The 15,260-nt window shown below is 51.8% G+C and carries 15 protein-coding genes; 5 read left to right on the forward strand and 10 right to left on the reverse strand.

Features of this window, described 5'->3' with window-relative positions:
- Positions 1 to 697: 697 nt before the first annotated feature.
- The 9 genes from mobV to ABIE60_RS15790 all read right to left on the reverse strand — a co-directional run bounded on the left by mobV (position 698) and on the right by ABIE60_RS15790 (position 8,479).
- Positions 698 to 1,885, reverse strand: coding sequence for a MobV family relaxase (gene mobV, locus ABIE60_RS15750; RefSeq protein ID WP_354470455.1), 1,188 nt, complete (start codon positions 1,883 to 1,885; stop codon positions 698 to 700).
- Positions 1,886 to 1,944: 59 nt separating this feature from the next.
- Complete coding sequence (locus ABIE60_RS15755) at positions 1,945 to 2,127, reverse strand: hypothetical protein (RefSeq protein WP_354470456.1); 183 nt, start codon at positions 2,125 to 2,127, stop codon at positions 1,945 to 1,947.
- Between the two features lie 28 nt (positions 2,128 to 2,155).
- Complete coding sequence (locus ABIE60_RS15760) at positions 2,156 to 2,425, reverse strand: hypothetical protein (RefSeq protein WP_354470457.1); 270 nt, start codon at positions 2,423 to 2,425, stop codon at positions 2,156 to 2,158.
- Positions 2,426 to 2,452: 27 nt separating this feature from the next.
- On the reverse strand, positions 2,453 to 2,683 hold the full coding sequence (locus tag ABIE60_RS15765; RefSeq protein ID WP_354470458.1) for a hypothetical protein: 231 nt from the start codon (positions 2,681 to 2,683) through the stop codon (positions 2,453 to 2,455).
- Positions 2,684 to 3,037: 354 nt separating this feature from the next.
- Complete coding sequence (locus ABIE60_RS15770; protein ID WP_354470459.1) at positions 3,038 to 4,399, reverse strand: tyrosine-type recombinase/integrase; 1,362 nt, start codon at positions 4,397 to 4,399, stop codon at positions 3,038 to 3,040.
- A 214-nt stretch (positions 4,400 to 4,613) separates the two neighbouring features.
- Complete coding sequence (locus tag ABIE60_RS15775; RefSeq protein ID WP_354470460.1) at positions 4,614 to 5,384, reverse strand: DUF4197 domain-containing protein; 771 nt, start codon at positions 5,382 to 5,384, stop codon at positions 4,614 to 4,616.
- A 57-nt stretch (positions 5,385 to 5,441) separates the two neighbouring features.
- Positions 5,442 to 6,752, reverse strand: coding sequence for a guanine deaminase (gene guaD, locus ABIE60_RS15780; protein ID WP_354470461.1), 1,311 nt, complete (start codon positions 6,750 to 6,752; stop codon positions 5,442 to 5,444).
- 27 nt (positions 6,753 to 6,779) lie between these two features.
- The gene (gene umuC / locus ABIE60_RS15785) at positions 6,780 to 8,051 is read right to left on the reverse strand and encodes a translesion error-prone DNA polymerase V subunit UmuC (protein ID WP_354470462.1); all 1,272 of its coding nucleotides are present in this window, start codon (positions 8,049 to 8,051) and stop codon (positions 6,780 to 6,782) included.
- A complete protein-coding gene (locus tag ABIE60_RS15790) occupies positions 8,048 to 8,479 on the reverse strand; it encodes a LexA family protein (RefSeq protein WP_354470463.1) in 432 nt (143 codons plus the stop codon). The genes umuC and ABIE60_RS15790 overlap by 4 nt, the downstream gene beginning before the upstream one ends.
- A gap of 162 nt (positions 8,480 to 8,641) precedes the next feature.
- Here ABIE60_RS15790 and ABIE60_RS15795 point away from each other — a divergent pair, with 162 nt between their 5' ends.
- The 4 genes from ABIE60_RS15795 (at position 8,642) to ABIE60_RS15810 (ending at position 12,367) form a co-directional block, all read left to right on the forward strand.
- Complete coding sequence (locus ABIE60_RS15795) at positions 8,642 to 8,878, forward strand: hypothetical protein (protein WP_354470464.1); 237 nt, start codon at positions 8,642 to 8,644, stop codon at positions 8,876 to 8,878.
- A 197-nt stretch (positions 8,879 to 9,075) separates the two neighbouring features.
- Positions 9,076 to 10,407: an NAD(P)/FAD-dependent oxidoreductase gene (locus ABIE60_RS15800; RefSeq protein ID WP_354470465.1), complete on the forward strand. Its 1,332-nt coding sequence runs from the start codon at positions 9,076 to 9,078 to the stop codon at positions 10,405 to 10,407.
- A gap of 9 nt (positions 10,408 to 10,416) precedes the next feature.
- Positions 10,417 to 10,731, forward strand: coding sequence for a hypothetical protein (locus tag ABIE60_RS15805; RefSeq protein WP_354470466.1), 315 nt, complete (start codon positions 10,417 to 10,419; stop codon positions 10,729 to 10,731).
- 91 nt (positions 10,732 to 10,822) lie between these two features.
- Positions 10,823 to 12,367 carry a cryptochrome/photolyase family protein gene (locus ABIE60_RS15810; RefSeq protein WP_354470467.1) on the forward strand — a complete coding sequence of 515 codons (1,545 nt, stop codon included), beginning with the start codon at positions 10,823 to 10,825 and terminating at the stop codon, positions 12,365 to 12,367.
- Here ABIE60_RS15810 and ABIE60_RS15815 read toward each other — a convergent pair.
- Positions 12,364 to 13,977: a response regulator gene (locus ABIE60_RS15815; RefSeq protein WP_354470468.1), complete on the reverse strand. Its 1,614-nt coding sequence runs from the start codon at positions 13,975 to 13,977 to the stop codon at positions 12,364 to 12,366. The genes ABIE60_RS15810 and ABIE60_RS15815 overlap by 4 nt on opposite strands.
- Before the next feature lie 329 nt (positions 13,978 to 14,306).
- On the opposite strand from ABIE60_RS15815, the gene ABIE60_RS15820 reads away from it, so the two are divergent.
- The gene (locus ABIE60_RS15820; protein WP_354470469.1) at positions 14,307 to 15,239 is read left to right on the forward strand and encodes a histone deacetylase family protein; all 933 of its coding nucleotides are present in this window, start codon (positions 14,307 to 14,309) and stop codon (positions 15,237 to 15,239) included.
- Positions 15,240 to 15,260: the final 21 nt, after the last annotated feature.

Below are 15,260 nucleotides of genomic sequence, written 5' to 3' on the forward strand. Positions count from 1 at the left end.
GCTCATCGGAGTAACGAGGCATACAGATCTCCAAACGCCCCTGAGTGAATAAGAGAGTTTAACAAAGGACGCGACAACTATCCTGACAGAGGGGGCTAATTTCGGACTCTTTTCGACGTATATTATCAGGTGTTACGCTGCAAATTAAGTTTATGTTTGCAGCGTGGTTAAAATCTGGGAAGTTGAAGGGACAGCAGAGCGGGCGTTTTAGCTTAATGTGCTGTACATATTTTGCATAACCTTCAGCTTTTGGCGTAGCGGAGGCGGCAGATAGCCGGTAAGTGGGTGCTAACATAATAAATTCCATGCATTTTAAAAAAACTTTTAAATATGATGGAATTGCGTGCTGTAAGTGTTTACTTACTCCTATCGTCTGCTATAATTTATTCCACCTAGAGATTAATGGGGCGGCTTACCGCCCCATTTTTTTATCCGCCCATCGGCGGCTTATATAATCCATCTATTCGATGGTAGACGCGCTTTTTAGCATCCGTGCTAATCTTCTAAGCCGCCCGTACGGCGGTACATTCCGTTGCTTTGCGCGCATTATTAATTATAGTAAAAGTTACCGGCGCATCAATAACTCATTTTAAAAAAGCATCCATTTAAGACCAAAAATGGATGCTTTTATGTAACCTTTTTTAAAATTCAATAATAAATGAGAATACTTGATTTAATCAGCCTAAAAACCCCGGACTTAACGCCCAAAACCACGGCTCGACGAATGGTCGGTTTTCTGGTATTGGCGGGTATTCTGGGCTTGCTGCTTAAGCTGTTCACACTCTCGTTTTAACTGCTCTTGCCGTTCCAATTCCTTTATATGCTCTATGTATTTTTGGTATAAAGCTAGCTGCTCAGCGTGCATTGCCTGCTCATTAATTAGCTGTTTATTGATAGAACGAAGGTTAGCATTATCATCCTTTACTTTTACCAGTTCACTATTTGCGCGTTCGACGCTTTTATCTGCATTTTCCTTTATTTTATTAACAACTTTGGCCCGTTTTTTACTGTTGCTTTGGCTTGCCTGAAGTGCTGCTAATTGTGCTTTAGTTGTTGTCAGTTCCTGCCTTAATGCAGCCGTGGCATCGGCAAAGGCCGCAGCTGGGTTTAAGCGGTTTTTTAGAGAATTAGATATCGAGATATCAGGGGCTGGCATGGGCTGAATCTGACCGTAAAAGCTCTTGATATCTGTATGTGCTGCCTTGGTTTTTTCGATGCCCCGCTGAAGTCCTAGATGCTTCATTGCTTCGGCGTATTCATCCTGAAGTTCGCGCATCCTGAACTTCGATCCCCCGATCAATTTTTTTTGATTAAGCTTGTTATCGACGACGGGTACTATATGTGCATGAATATGTGGGGTCTTTTCGTCCAGATGTAGAACGGCAGATACGCAGTTATCGCCCCACTGATCCGCGATATACTGCTTCTGGGCCTCGACCCAAGCATTAAGCTTTTCGCTGTCCGGGTCATTTTCAAAAAATTCGGGAGACGCTGTTAAAAGCTGCTCGATACATAACACGGCATTTTTGCGAATATTGCCTTGCACGTTTTGCTCAATGTACGCTTTTACATCAGCGCTTAGATTGCCGGAGCCGAGCAGCTGGCGGTTTTGTGCAGTTAGTTTTGGGTTAGCGTTGGGCGTGTTTTGCAAGCGCTGTACGTGCTTCCCCGCGCCCGTAATTTGCGCGAATGTTTTAAGCTTTTGTGTGCGCATGATGGCAAAGCCACAACCAGATATGCGGCCAGCCTTACCGCTGCCCTTAGTGCCGCCTTTGCCGCTGCGCTGATCGCGTTCACGCTGGGTTGCATTGCGCTTTGCCTCGGAGCGTATGCGCTCCTGCTCTCGCTTAATGCGTTGCTCCTCCTGTTGTGCTTCGTAGTTCATACGATGACCTCCGTGTCAGAGGGTGAATAACACCCTCAAAAAAACATTGATGTAAATATTTATGGATGTAACTTATAAGTTAAAGTATCCATAACACTATCCAGAACCGCCAGTGCGTCGGGGTCCATCCGCTTTAAACCATAATCCTGCGCGTAAAGGATCGCGGCCATCTGCTCTCTGCTGATCTCCACTTTAATCTCCTTATCTTTTGAAAAAGGATAGCGCTTTATTAAATCACTCATTATAAAATCCTTCCTATTTAAAAAATGGTTATATTATCAGCTTGAGCATAAAGCTGTTTTTAGATGCAGTTTTTAATTCTGCACTATATATTGAGGTTTCAGTGTCCCAGCCTAGCTCCAAGATTTGATCTTTTGTGTAAGCATAATACGTGCCCATTAATTCGATTAACTCGCTATTCTGGAAAACAGATAAACTACATGTTGCTATTAAATTTAAGTCGTTTATATCGTCATCGCTTACTTCGGCAAATGCTATAACTTCATCATTTTCGGAATTTACAATATAAAGTTCGTTCATTTTTATCTCCTTGTTTAATAAATGATATTATATTCCAAAATCTAGACCATTGTCGTCATCGTCGCCGCCATCGCTTGTTAGTGCCTGCTTACTTAAAATCGCAGCAATAGCAGCGTTAAGCTTGTCCGGTGGCAGCATAAAAGCATCGTGCGCGATGATAAGGTTTAAATTACCAGCAACATACTTAATAAAGTCTTCGTCCCATTTTCCGGTATCATTCATTTTTTTAAGCATTTTACGGTTTAGTATTGCGTGCATAACAACTCCTTGTTATCAATTCGTTCCATTTAAATAGCGGTAAAAAGAAGGGGGGGGATTCCCGGAGCGTAAGCGTAGGCGAACGGTCTTTTTAATCCAGAGGATTAAAAAGAGGAGTGAGTCCCCCCCCTTCTTTTATATTATAGTTAATGATAGGAGGTTGATAACAAAAGACTTGTGTAAAACCATCCATTTTTAGCTAAAAATGGATGGTTTATGCGAAATATTTTTGAATGAATTCAAATTATTTGTATTGCTGCGAGGTGGTATAGCTTGTTGCTGCTCATGCCTCCACCCCCTGTACAGACCCGGAGTACATTGATGCGAGTGGTGTGCATTTTTTGCTGACGTGAATTATTTAAAATAAGTATTTTTAATGCTTAATTTTGGTCCATCTTTAAAGTAATCTGCTGCTTTATTTGCTGACTCTTTTACATCTTTTTCAAAGTCATAATCCACTATATCCGCTTTAATATGCTGTGGCATGCTATTCATAAGCGTGGCTTTTTTATAATATTTTTCAATGGTTTGTACTGAATTTCCGCAGTGATCAGCTATATCATTCAGCGGTATGCCGTCAGCTATTTTGTTGTTTATATATGTTGTACGACAGCTATACAGCACGTAATCTTTGTATTTCAGCTTATCGGCTACGAACCCCAGAAGCTGCTCTTTACGAAAAATGTCCGCATATGTTGGAAATGCATCGTAAACATAGCTTTTAAATATATAGCGATCTGGATGTTGCTTTATTAACTCGTCAATATTACGATTTTCTTCATTTATGAGTATTTTAGAAACAGCTTCGATTGCTTTAATTGCAGTTTTATCAACAGCTATAAGCCGCGCTTTATTTTTAGTCTGTGTTTTACCTGAAGTTATTTTAATAACATAAAAATTTTGACTTGTTTTTTTGTCTTTCCGTTTTTCGATATCGTTGTATTTTATATTTAAAGGCTCTTCGCCGGGACGTACGCCGGTAGCAAGCAGGAAAGAAAAATAATACTGAAAGGCTTGACGATAGTGCTTCGATTTTTCTTTTGTTGCGCTATCAATAAATGACTGATAATTATCTTTAAAAACGTTTAAATCATGTTCTGAAAACGGCTCTGTAATACGCTCTGAATCATCATGCTTAACTTTTACTGATTTAAAAATTGGTACTTCAACATCTTTTATAAGTCGCAGACGAACGGCTTTATCGAAAACTTTTTTTATTGCTGTTTTTTGCTTCGTAAGTGTTGTTTTCGATTTATTTTCTAGTTGAATCAAGTATTCTTCAATATCAATCAAGTCGATTTTTTTAATGCTTTTATTTTTAAAGTACGGAATTACATGATTAACTAAAATTGACTTATAATCTTTTTCAGTAATTCTTTCCCCTTTTGCTTTTTCAATTGCTTGATCAAAATCTTCTATTACTTTTTTTGCTATATTTGAAAAAAATAAACTCTCATTTTTATCCTCTATTACACCTGCTTCTGCTAATGCTTCAAGTTCTATTTTTTTTCGTATAGCTCTTTTAAACGCCTCATTAAAATCTTCTGTTTCTAATGATTTTTTTTCTTCTGTTTTTTTATCATTTTGTTTTATGACAACACGCACATACCATTTTTTCGATTTTTTGAGCTGTCTATATATCCATAGGCCATCCTCTATTTTGTAACGATTATCATCTTCTTTTATGAGTTGCGACTGTTGCAGCGCGTCGATCATGTGATCAAAATCCGTTTTTGACATATCAAGAACTAGCTTGATGAAGCTTGATTTAGTGTGTAAAGTTAAGTCATGTATTGTAGAGTATTTTGTAGACATTGCGTAAACGCTCGTAACTAACTGATTTACAAGCATTTAGAGTAGACACATGTAATTCAAAATCCCCCGCCTTAACGGGTGTGCCGGTTCGAGTCCGGCCGCTGGTACCACCTTTTCAAGACCCAAACACCTGCTTCAGCAGTTCGGTTGTCCGTGCGGCAGGCTGCTGACGTATCAAGCGTTCTTCCTCACCCAATCGAAGAAACAGCCCTTCAAGCGCGCGCGAAGTAACATGCTCATTCAGGTCTGGGCTGTATCCCTGCAGCAGTGGCAGATATGACTCAGCCTGTTGCACCAGTGCTTCATAGGCGAGGCTAACGCCGCTGGCAGACATGGCCTCGCTGATCAGCGGCTGCATGCGCTGCTGTAGCCGGGTTGAGGTTTTGTCACGGAAATACTCGGTTGCGGCGTTGTCGCCACCGGAGTAAATGCGGCGGGCATCTTCCAGTGTCATCTGTTCAAGCGTATCCAGAAACACGGGCGTCGCTTCACTGATCGCCTGCTCAGCGGCGCGGTTCATACTGCGCTCAAAGGTTTCCACGTAGGACTCAAGCCCGGCACGACGCAGAAGCCCGGCCCCGCTTTCGAGCATGCCCGGCAACGGTATCCGCACGTCGGGGCGACCATAGTAGCCATCGGTTGCGGCAAGCTGGCCGATGGCACGCTCGCCACCCACTCGCAGCGCTTCTTTGAGCCCGCGTGCCAGAGTCGCCGTGTCCATGCCCGCCGGCACTGCCGTTCCGCTCTGCTCTGAGCGGTTTTGCCCCTCCAGCAATTGCTGACCCTGCTTGAGCAGGTCATCCCAGGCAGCCGTGGCCTGTGGCATGGCCATGGCGCTGGCCAAGAAGGTTATTGCCACTGCGTGCACTGCATTACGTCGTTTCATTTTGGATATCTCTGAGTAGCGAATCTGCAGGCAGTATAGAGTAATGCTGTTGAAGCTTCAGTCGTTCAACTCCACCGGATTGCCCAGTATGTTGATTTCAGCAACCAGCCGATCGTCGCCCAGCAGAATGATCAGCGCCAGCAGTTCCTCTATACTTTTCACTGCTTCACTGCGCGCAGCCAGCTCCGGAACAGCGGACATCTCCAGCATCAGAAAATCCGCTTCGGTACCCGGCTGCAGGTTTCCTGCACATGACTCCAGCTGCAGGGCTCTGGCGCCACCCAGGGTTGCCAGGTAGAAGGCGTAAAGCGGGTTCAACGGCTCGCCTCGCAGTTGCTGTACCCGTACCGCATCTGCCAGTGTTTTCAGTATTGAGCAGCTCGGCCCCGCGCCCACATCGGTCCCGACCGACAGGGAGACACCCGCCTGCCGCAGGGCCTGCAACGGCATCAGTCCAGAGCCCAGCAGCAGGTTGGACGAGGGGCAATGTGCCACGCTGGCCCCACTGGCACCCAGGCGGTGCTGTTCGGCGGCACTCAGATGGATGGCATGTGCAAACAGACTGCGCGGGCGCAACAGTCCATAGTGGTCATAGACATCCAGATACCCCTTACGCTCGGGAAAGAGTTGCTGGACGCGATCACACTCAGAGGGCGTTTCCGCAAGATGGGTTTGCAGGTAAAGGTCGGGATGTCCATCGAGACGGTCGCCACACCAGGCCAGCAATGCTTCGGAACAGGCCGGCGCAAAGCGAGGGGTCAGTGCGTAACTGAGCCGGTCGACCCCATGCCAGCGTGCGATCAGTTCATCGCAATGTTCACGTGCCTGCGCCAGTGGCTCACGCAGTTCAGCCGGTACCAGTCGATCCTGCAGTACCTTGCCACTGATCATGCGCAGGTTGTATCGCTGCGCCACTCGAAAAAAGGCATCCGCACTCCAGGGCTGCACGCCAGCGAATACCATTGCGGTTGTCGTACCGTTGCGCAGCAGCTCACGGATAAAGCGCTCTGCCATCGCCTCTGCCGTCACGGCATCATGAATGGCCGCCTCGGCGGGAAAGGCTCGTTTGGTTAACCACTCAAACAACGCTCCGGCCGGGCTGGCCGCGATGCTCAGTTGTGGATAGTGGTTGTGGGTATCGATCAGGCCGGGTATCAACAGGGAGCCCCGCCTATCTTCAATGACCAGCCCGGCAGGCAACTGTGCCACCAGCGCTTTATACTCTCCAAGCGCCTTGATGCGCCCCTGCTCAATCCAGAGCAGGCCGTCCTGCAGGTGCTCGATCGCCTTTTCGCCTTGTTCGGCCGGATTGGCCAAACAGTGCAGAACGGTCGCACGGATCACGCGGGAGGGTCTGGTCTGACTCATGGCTCATGACACCTTCAGTTCAGCTGGCTAACGTACACAGGGTATATCCTCCCAGCGCGTGGTGTAAGAGGGAGACAGCCGCTCCCGTTTCATCGCCCACCCGGTGCGCATACCCTGCCCGGCAAAAAATACCTGCCCACGGCCGCTGCGGTTGATTTGGTCCAGCACCTGCATCAGCTCTCGACTGCCGGGTGAGACCGCCGGGGTATCAAACAGCTCCGGCTGGTAGCAGCCGGGGGCATGAAAATCCCCCAGCATAACGCCCGCTTTCATGTAGCGATGCCCATCACGCCAGATCTGACGCAGCAGCAGGACGGCCCGATTGATAATCACTCGACTGTCGTCATCGGGAATTGGCAGCTCGGCCGTGGCTGCATTGCTGTAAAAGGGCTCTCCCGGTCGAAAGGAGCTTGTACGGATGAATACACTGACGACTTTGGCGTACTGACCCTCCTGCCGCAGTTTTTCGGCGGCACGGGCAGCATAGGTGCAGATCGCCTGTTTCATCTCTTCAAATTGACTGATGCGCTGGCCGAACGAGCGGCTGCAGATGATCTGTTGCTTCACCGCTGGCTGCTGCTCCAGTGACAGACAGGACTCACCATTCAGCTCTCGGATGGTGCGTTCCAGCACTACCGAAAAGCGCTGGCGTGCCAAACGAGGTGGCATGGCTGCCAAGTCTGCTGCCGTTTGCACGCCTTGCTCCTGCAGCTGCCGAGTCAGGCGCCGCCCAACGTCCCACACATCTGCAACCGGTACCCGTCGCAATAGGCGCCGTTGGCGCTCGGGGCAGCTCAGATCGACGACTCCGCCTGTGGCCGGATACTGCTTGGCCGCATGATTGGCCAGTTTCGCCAGTGTCTTGCTGGGCGCAATTCCGACCCCTACCGTAACGCCAACCCAGCGCTGCACCCGATCACGCACCTGTTGACCGAATGTTTCGAGGCTGCAGACTCGCCCTACCCCGCTCAGATCAAGAAAGGCCTCATCAATGGAATAGACCTCTACCGCAGGTGCCATCTCCTCAAGCACACTCATCACGCGCGCCGAAATATCCGCATACAGAGCATAATTGGAGGAAAAAACGGCCACGCCCTGGCGCTCGGCCAGTGCCTGCACCTGAAAGAAGGGGACCGCCATACCGATCCCCAGGGCCTTTGCCTCTGGCGAGCGCGCCACCACACAACCATCATTGTTTGACAACACCACAACCGGAGAATGTTTAAGGTCAGGCCGAAACAGCTTTTCACAGGAGGCGTAGAAGCTGTTGCAGTCCACCAGTGCAAAGGTTTTGCTCATCCGCGCCTCATCTGCCTGACAACACCAACCACCACGCCAAATATCTCCAGCTCCTGCTCCGCTTTCAGATCAATGACCGGGTAACGGCGGTTGCGCGGCAGGAGCCTGGGCACGGGCTTCAGCTGCAGTTCCTTGACCGTGAACTCGTTATCCAGACTGGCCACAACCGTATCCCCGCTGACAGCCTCCAGCGAGCGGTCCACCACCAGAATATCACCCGGGCAGATGCCGGCCTCAAGCATGGAGTCACCACTGACCCGCACAAAGAATGTGGCGGCCGGACGCTGGACGCACAGTTGATTCAAGTCCAATACCTGTTCCACATAGTCCTGCGCAGGAGAGGGAAAACCGGCACACACCGACTCCAACTGCAAAGGAATCCACAGCGGCTGAAACACTCCACCCCGGCCGATAATCACTGCTGGCATAACCATCAACCCCTTATTTCTGTATTTATATACAGTATACTATCGCCAACCGGAGACCTGTCCAGTGAAGATTCATGCACTTGTCATAACGCCCTCTTGTGCAGCGCAACAGACGCTATTATAATACTAACGTCTAACACACAAAGTTCGGGGAGTGTTGTTATGAAATTCAATCAGTACACCGGTATTCCGAATGACGATCGCCGCATCCACCAGGAGCTGATCGCCATGGGGTACGCTGACCAGCCCTGCAAGGCTGAAGCTGGCGCACTGTCAAAGCTGCTGGCTCAGGCTGCAGACTTCCTGACCTGGATGCGCTGGAAAGGTGAAGTTGGCGTATACGGTTGCCGTATTGGGGCAGATGCTGCCCGCCGGATTGAGGCAGTGACTGCTGCCTGATCCTGACACCTTGGTGTCGATTCTTTATCTGTTGTTTGTTGTTATTCCGTCCGCTCCGGCTTGCCTGAGCGGATTTTTTTTGCCCGCACCGTACTGAATTGACCTGCGACAGTATGTCGCAGGTCATTAAAGCCCTCCGTTGTGTATAATTTATTTGTAATATGCTTATTATTAAAAGTAATAACGGAGGCGCTATCATGCACCCCTTTAAGGCTTCAGCACCTCAAAGCCCCGGACGCCGCCGGATTCTGCAACTGGGCCTGGGCGCGACCGCCATGTCCACACTGCCTTTCAGCACAGCGTTTGCCCGTCAGGGCAGCAATGCACGTATCGTTATTCTCGGCGCTGGAGCGGCGGGTACAGCCATCACCAACCGTCTCAACAATTCACTTTCGGATGCAAGAATCACCATTGCGGGGGAGCGTCAGCAGCACCTGTACCAGCCCGGTTACACAATGATTGCCTCAGGTCTTTGGCCCGCGGACAAGGTTGCCAGCAGTACGGCTGAATGGCTGCCATCCGGTGTCAGCTGGATCCCTTCGGATGTCAGCGAGTTCATGCCGGACCAGCGCAAGGTCAAACTGACGGATGGCCAGACACTGGAATATGACCTGCTGGTGATCGCCACTGGCTGTCAGCTGAACTACACCGATATTGAAGGCATGAGCACCGACCTGATCGGCCACAACGGTATCGGCAGCGTCTACGCCAGCCCCGCTGCGGCCAGCGCCACCAGCGCCCAGATCGAATCACTGATCAAGCAAGGTTCAGGGCGCGCCATTTTCACCCTCTGCGATACAGCCCTGAAGTGTGCTGGCGCCCCCTTGAAAATGACCTTTACGACCCTGTCACGACTGGAAGAGTCCGGCAAGCGTGACCAGTTCCAGGTGGATTTCTTTACTCCATATCAGAATCGCGTGTTTTCAGTACCGGTATACAACGATTTCGTGCTGAATCGCTGGCAGGAGCAACAGGTTGGCCTCCACAATCAGCGTACGCTTGTCGGTATTGATGCGAGCAGCAAAACCGCCCTGTTCTCGTCAGCAGATGGCCAGACAGAGCGGGAATCCTATGACTTCATCCATGTTGTTCCTCCCATGAGCGCACCGGATGCAGTGCGGCAGAGTGAGCTGGCCTGGCAGGAAGGGCCCATGGCCAATCAGTGGCTTGAGATTGACCAGTACAGTCTGCAACACCGCCGCTATCCGGAGATTTTCGGCGTTGGAGATGTTATTGGCACCCCCTTCGGCAAGACGGCTGCCAGTGTGAAAAAGCAGGCTCCCGTAGCAGAGGCAAATATCCTGGCCTATCTGGCAGGACAGCCCCTGCTGGCGAAGTATGACGGCTACACCTCCTGCCCGCTGATTACCTCGATTGGCCGTGCCGTGCTGGCCGAGTTCGGCTATGGCGGCAAACTGATGCCGTCCTTCTCCTTCATCAGCCCGACTGAAGAGTCCTGGGCGGTGTGGGTAATGAAGGAAAAAATGCTGCAGCCGGCGTATTACGCCATGCTCAACGGACAGGTGTAGGGGGCAACAATGACTTTTGAAGGCATAATCACGATCATTCTTTACTCGCTAAAGCCTTACTGGTGGCTGCTGGTACTGTTGCTGGTACCACTGGTACTGACCCAGCTGTCAGGCTGGAAAAAGCGCGGACCAAGGCCTGCCCTTCTTTACCTGCTGTGTGCCGCTGCGGGCATCGGAGCGGCCCTGTTGGCCCCAACCCTTACCCTGTCAAAGCTCAGCTATGTCGCGACCACCACTGACTGGCTTGCATTGCTGGCCGTTGCACTCGGGGCAGCCATTTACTGTTTCCTGCTGCTGAGCCCGATACTGCGCCGAGCTTCCTGAAAACGATCGGCTTGAAATCCGAAGGTACCCGGAATCCATCCGGGTACCTGCTGCGTACCCTAACGACTGAATGATTGTCGATGAGGTATGCATGTCGTCTCCCCCCTGCCTGCGCCTGATTCTGGGCGACCAATTGACGCCGGACATCTCCAGCCTCAGGGACATGCAGCCCGAGCAGGATTTGATCCTGATGTGTGAGCTGGTCACCGAAGCCACTTATGTGCATCATCACAAGCAGAAGCTGGTACTGGTGCTGTCGGCCATGCGTCACTTTGCCCGTCAGCTGCGCCAGCTGGGCTTCAAGGTTCACTACGTTACACTGGACTCACCCGAAAACAGCGGCAGTTTCTTCACCGAGATCGAATCGGTACTGACACGTTCAGGCTGCCGGCATGCTGTTTTAACGGAACCTGCCGAGTATCGACTTCTGCAGCAATTCAGACATTGGCAGCAACAACACCCGCAGTGGCAGGTTGAGATTCGCGAAGATGATCGTTTTCTCTGCAGCCATGACAAATTCCGGCACTGGGCACAGGGTCGTAAGCAGCTGCGAATGGAGTACTTCTATCGTCAGTTACGCCAGGAATACGGCATTTTGATGGAACAGGGCCAACCTGCTGGCGGGCAATGGAATTTTGACCGGGAAAACCGCAAGCCTCTGCCTTCCAATAGGGTCATGCCGACACAGCCTCGATTCACTCCTGATAAGATCACGCTGGATGTCATCAGACTTGTTGAAAGTCGGTTCGGGCAGCATTTCGGGTCCCTTGAATCGCTCAACCATGCCGTAACACGGGAACAGGCCCTGCTGCAGCTGTCACATTTCCTGGATAACTCACTCCCCCTGTTTGGCGACTACCAGGATGCCATGCGTCAGGACGAGCCCTGGCTGCACCACTCTTTGCTCAGCACCAGCATCAACCTGGGGCTGCTCCATCCACTGGAAGTCATTCAGGCAGCGCAGGAGCGATGGCAAAAAGGGCAGGCTCCCTTGAATGCCGTGGAGGGTTTCATTCGCCAGATTCTGGGTTGGCGTGAATATGTCCGTGGCCTGTACTGGCTGCATATGCCCGAATACGCCAGCCGCAATTACCTGAATGCCCACCGCCCATTGCCTGCATTTTTCTGGAGTGCCGACACCGAATTGAACTGTCTGCAGCAGTGCATTTCACAAACACGTGACTACGCCTATGCACACCATATTCAGCGCCTGATGGTGATCGGCAATTTTTGCTTGCTGGCCGGGCTCGACCCGGAGCAGGTCAGCCGCTGGTATCTGGAAGTCTATGCCGATGCATACGAGTGGGTTGAGCTGCCGAACGTGCTGGGCATGGTACTGTTTGCGGACGGTGGCGAGATGGCCAGCAAGCCCTATGCTGCCAGCGGCGCCTACATCAACCGCATGTCGAATTACTGCAAGCACTGTCGCTATGACGTGCGCCGCAGGACCGGACCCGATGCCTGTCCGTTCAACTATCTGTATTGGGATTTTATGGCGCGGCATGCGTCATTGCTGAGCCAGAATCCGCGGCTTGGACTGACCTACCGACAGCTACGAAACATGGATGAAGAGCAGCAACAGGCGCTGCAGCAAAGTGCCCGCATATTTCTGATGTCACTCGATCAGACAGACTAGCGCAGCAGCACCCCAAGAGAGCCTTCCGGCAGTTCGGACAACGGCATGCGACGGAAGGTTTTCAATTGGCTTTGACGCAGTTTTTCCACCGCCTCAAGTGGCAGGCGGTCTGTCAGACGCAGGTAGCGATCCACCATCTTGAGGCGTTCGTCTCGCTTGGCTTCCTGATCTCGCGCGGCTTCAAGGAACATCTGTGCCAGATTAAGCAGGGCCGGCACATTGCCGGGATCATATTCGATGGCAAGACCAAAATAGCGAATCGCCTGAGAGCCCTTGCCGGCCAGGTAGTGTTTGACCCCAAGCCGATTGACCTTGTCGCTCATATCCGGATCGCGACGTACCTGGCGCGGTGCCTCTCTGGCCGAATCGTGCTCTGGTTCCGGCTCCAATACCGGCACCGGGTCGCCCGACAGGCTTAAGCGTTCTCGCTCAAGCTGCAAGGGCTGGCTGAGGGCAGCGTTGCGGCGCTGGGCTTCTTCACTCAAGCGCCGGGCCTCATCCTGCTCTCCCATGTCTTCGCTGGCCTGAGCTCGCAACAGCGCTGTTCTGACCTTCAGAGCCGGGTCCTTGGAAAAGTTGTATTCGGCATTGTTCAAAATAGCGTCCAGATCATTGCGCAGCTCAATCTGGCGACGCGAATCTGCACTTTTCATTTCGAGCCGTCTGATGTTCGCCAGCCGCAGGTAGGGTTCCGGTGAGCGGTAGCAGCTGCGCCGACCCAGCACAATCGACTTGCGGTAAGCACCCTCGGCAAGCTCAAGCACACGGGTCTGGGTCGCAACCCGGCCCAGCTCCATCTGCCGAGGAATACCCAGAGGAGCCTTGGCGGTCGCCACCTTGAGCGTCTCCCGCGCCTGCTCCATGTCACCACTTTTCTCATGCACTTGAGCACGCAGGTCATACGCCGCGATCAGCAACGGGTAATTCTCAATCAGACTGTCAAGCAGATCTCCGGCCTCATTCAGGCGCTGCATCCCGATCAATGCCTGCGCCATGCACAGACCCGTGTCCTTGTCCGGGTCCTGCCAGAAGATGGGCTCAAGTACCTCATAGGCCTCATCAGCGCGACCCAACTGAATCAACAGGATGGCCTTGATGCGACGTGCATAGTCGATGTTGGGATCGTGACGGGGAATGTCATCGCAGGCCAATACTGCACCTTCAAGGTCGCCCACTTCTACCGACTGCTCCACTGGCCTCAGTACCTGCTTGCGCAGCACCAGCTGATCGAGACGATTCTTGAGTTCATCAATGGAAAAAGGGCGCGTGAGCAGGTCATCAGGTCGGCTGTCGATGGCGTGCAGCACCACTTCCTGGGACGCATCGCTGGTCATGAAGATCCAGCCGGCCGTGGGGCGGATATAGCCGCGGAAACGAGCCTCCTCCAGCAACTGCATGCCGGTCACTGCATCGCTGCTGTTGTGGCCGAGCAGGATGATATCGAACTGCTCCTCCTCGATCAGCTGCAGCACCTTCTCGTTTACAGTGGCCGCCTTCAGGTTTTTTACACCGAGCTCACGCAGCATGTAGTAGATCGTAGAGCGCAGGTTGCCGCTGCTGTCGATCAGCAAAACATTCTTGTCGGAGTAATCTACCTTGCGTGAAGCCACCTTGGCCTGTCCACCCTATGCCGAACTCTGTGTACCGACACACGAGGGCCGGCAATCAGCAACGAGTATACAGGGCCAGGGCAAAGGCAAGAAGTATTCACGCAAACAGGAGGGGGATAAAAAAAACACCGAGCGTTGGGTGAGAACACTCGGTGCAGAAGACAGTTCTATGCTGTGGGGACACTATAATGAACCTGATGATGGGGTGGCATGACATCGATCAATAGTTGGGTTAACCGTATGATAAAGACGGTATTAAGACCAAGGCCTAAGCCTCTCATACCACCTTTTCCTCTAGAATGTTGACAGTAGAGGAGTATGCTAAGGCCATGACAACAGCATTTATCACCCACAAGGACTGCATGCTGCACAATATGGGACCGGAACATCCGGAGAGCCCCGTGCGGCTGGTTGCCATTAACAAGGTGCTGCAACGCACCGGGCTGCTCGATCAACTCGATCAGCTGACCGCCGTTGAGGTAACCGAAGAGCAGATATTGCTCGCACACCACCGCCTGCATCAGAAGCGACTGGAAATGAAAGTGCCGGACTCGGGCGTGGTCTATACCGATGACGATACCGCCCTGTGTCCGGACTCCCTGAAAGCGGCAAGTCTGGCTGCTGGAGGCGTGATCCTCGCAACCAACCGCGTACTCAGCGGCAAGGCCGAAAACGCTTTTTGTGCAGTCCGCCCACCCGGCCACCACGCCGAATATAATCTGGCGATGGGCTTCTGCCTTTACAACAACGTTGCCATCGGCGCCGCCCATGCACTGCAGCAGCCGGGCATAGAGCGGGTGGCCATTCTCGACTTCGACGTACACCACTGCAACGGCACCGTCGACATCTTCAAGGATCGCCCGGAAGTGCTGGTCTGTTCGACGTTCCAGCACCCCTACTACCCGGAGCGCTATCACGAAATCGATCGACCCAACATTATCAACTGCCCAATACCGGCTCACAGCGATCCGAGCCTGTTTCATGATGCCATTGAAAAGTGCTGGCTGCCGGCACTGGAGGCGCACAAGCCCGACATGATCTTCATTTCGGCAGGCTTTGATGCCCACAAGGAAGACCCGATGGCAGACTTGAATCTGGATGAAGAGGATTACCGTTGGGTCACTCAGAAGATCAAGGCATTTGCCGACCGCCACTGTCAGGGCCGAATCGTGTCTGTACTTGAGGGTGGATATAACCCGGTGCCGCTGGCCTTCAGTGTACAGGCACACCTGGAAGTACTGGCCGGATTTTCAGAAGGCTGACACCAGACGCGACACTCGCAC

The sequence above is a fragment of the Marinobacterium sp. MBR-109 genome (assembly GCF_040547565.1).
In the GTDB taxonomy this organism is placed as follows: Bacteria; Pseudomonadota; Gammaproteobacteria; order Pseudomonadales; family Balneatricaceae; genus Marinobacterium.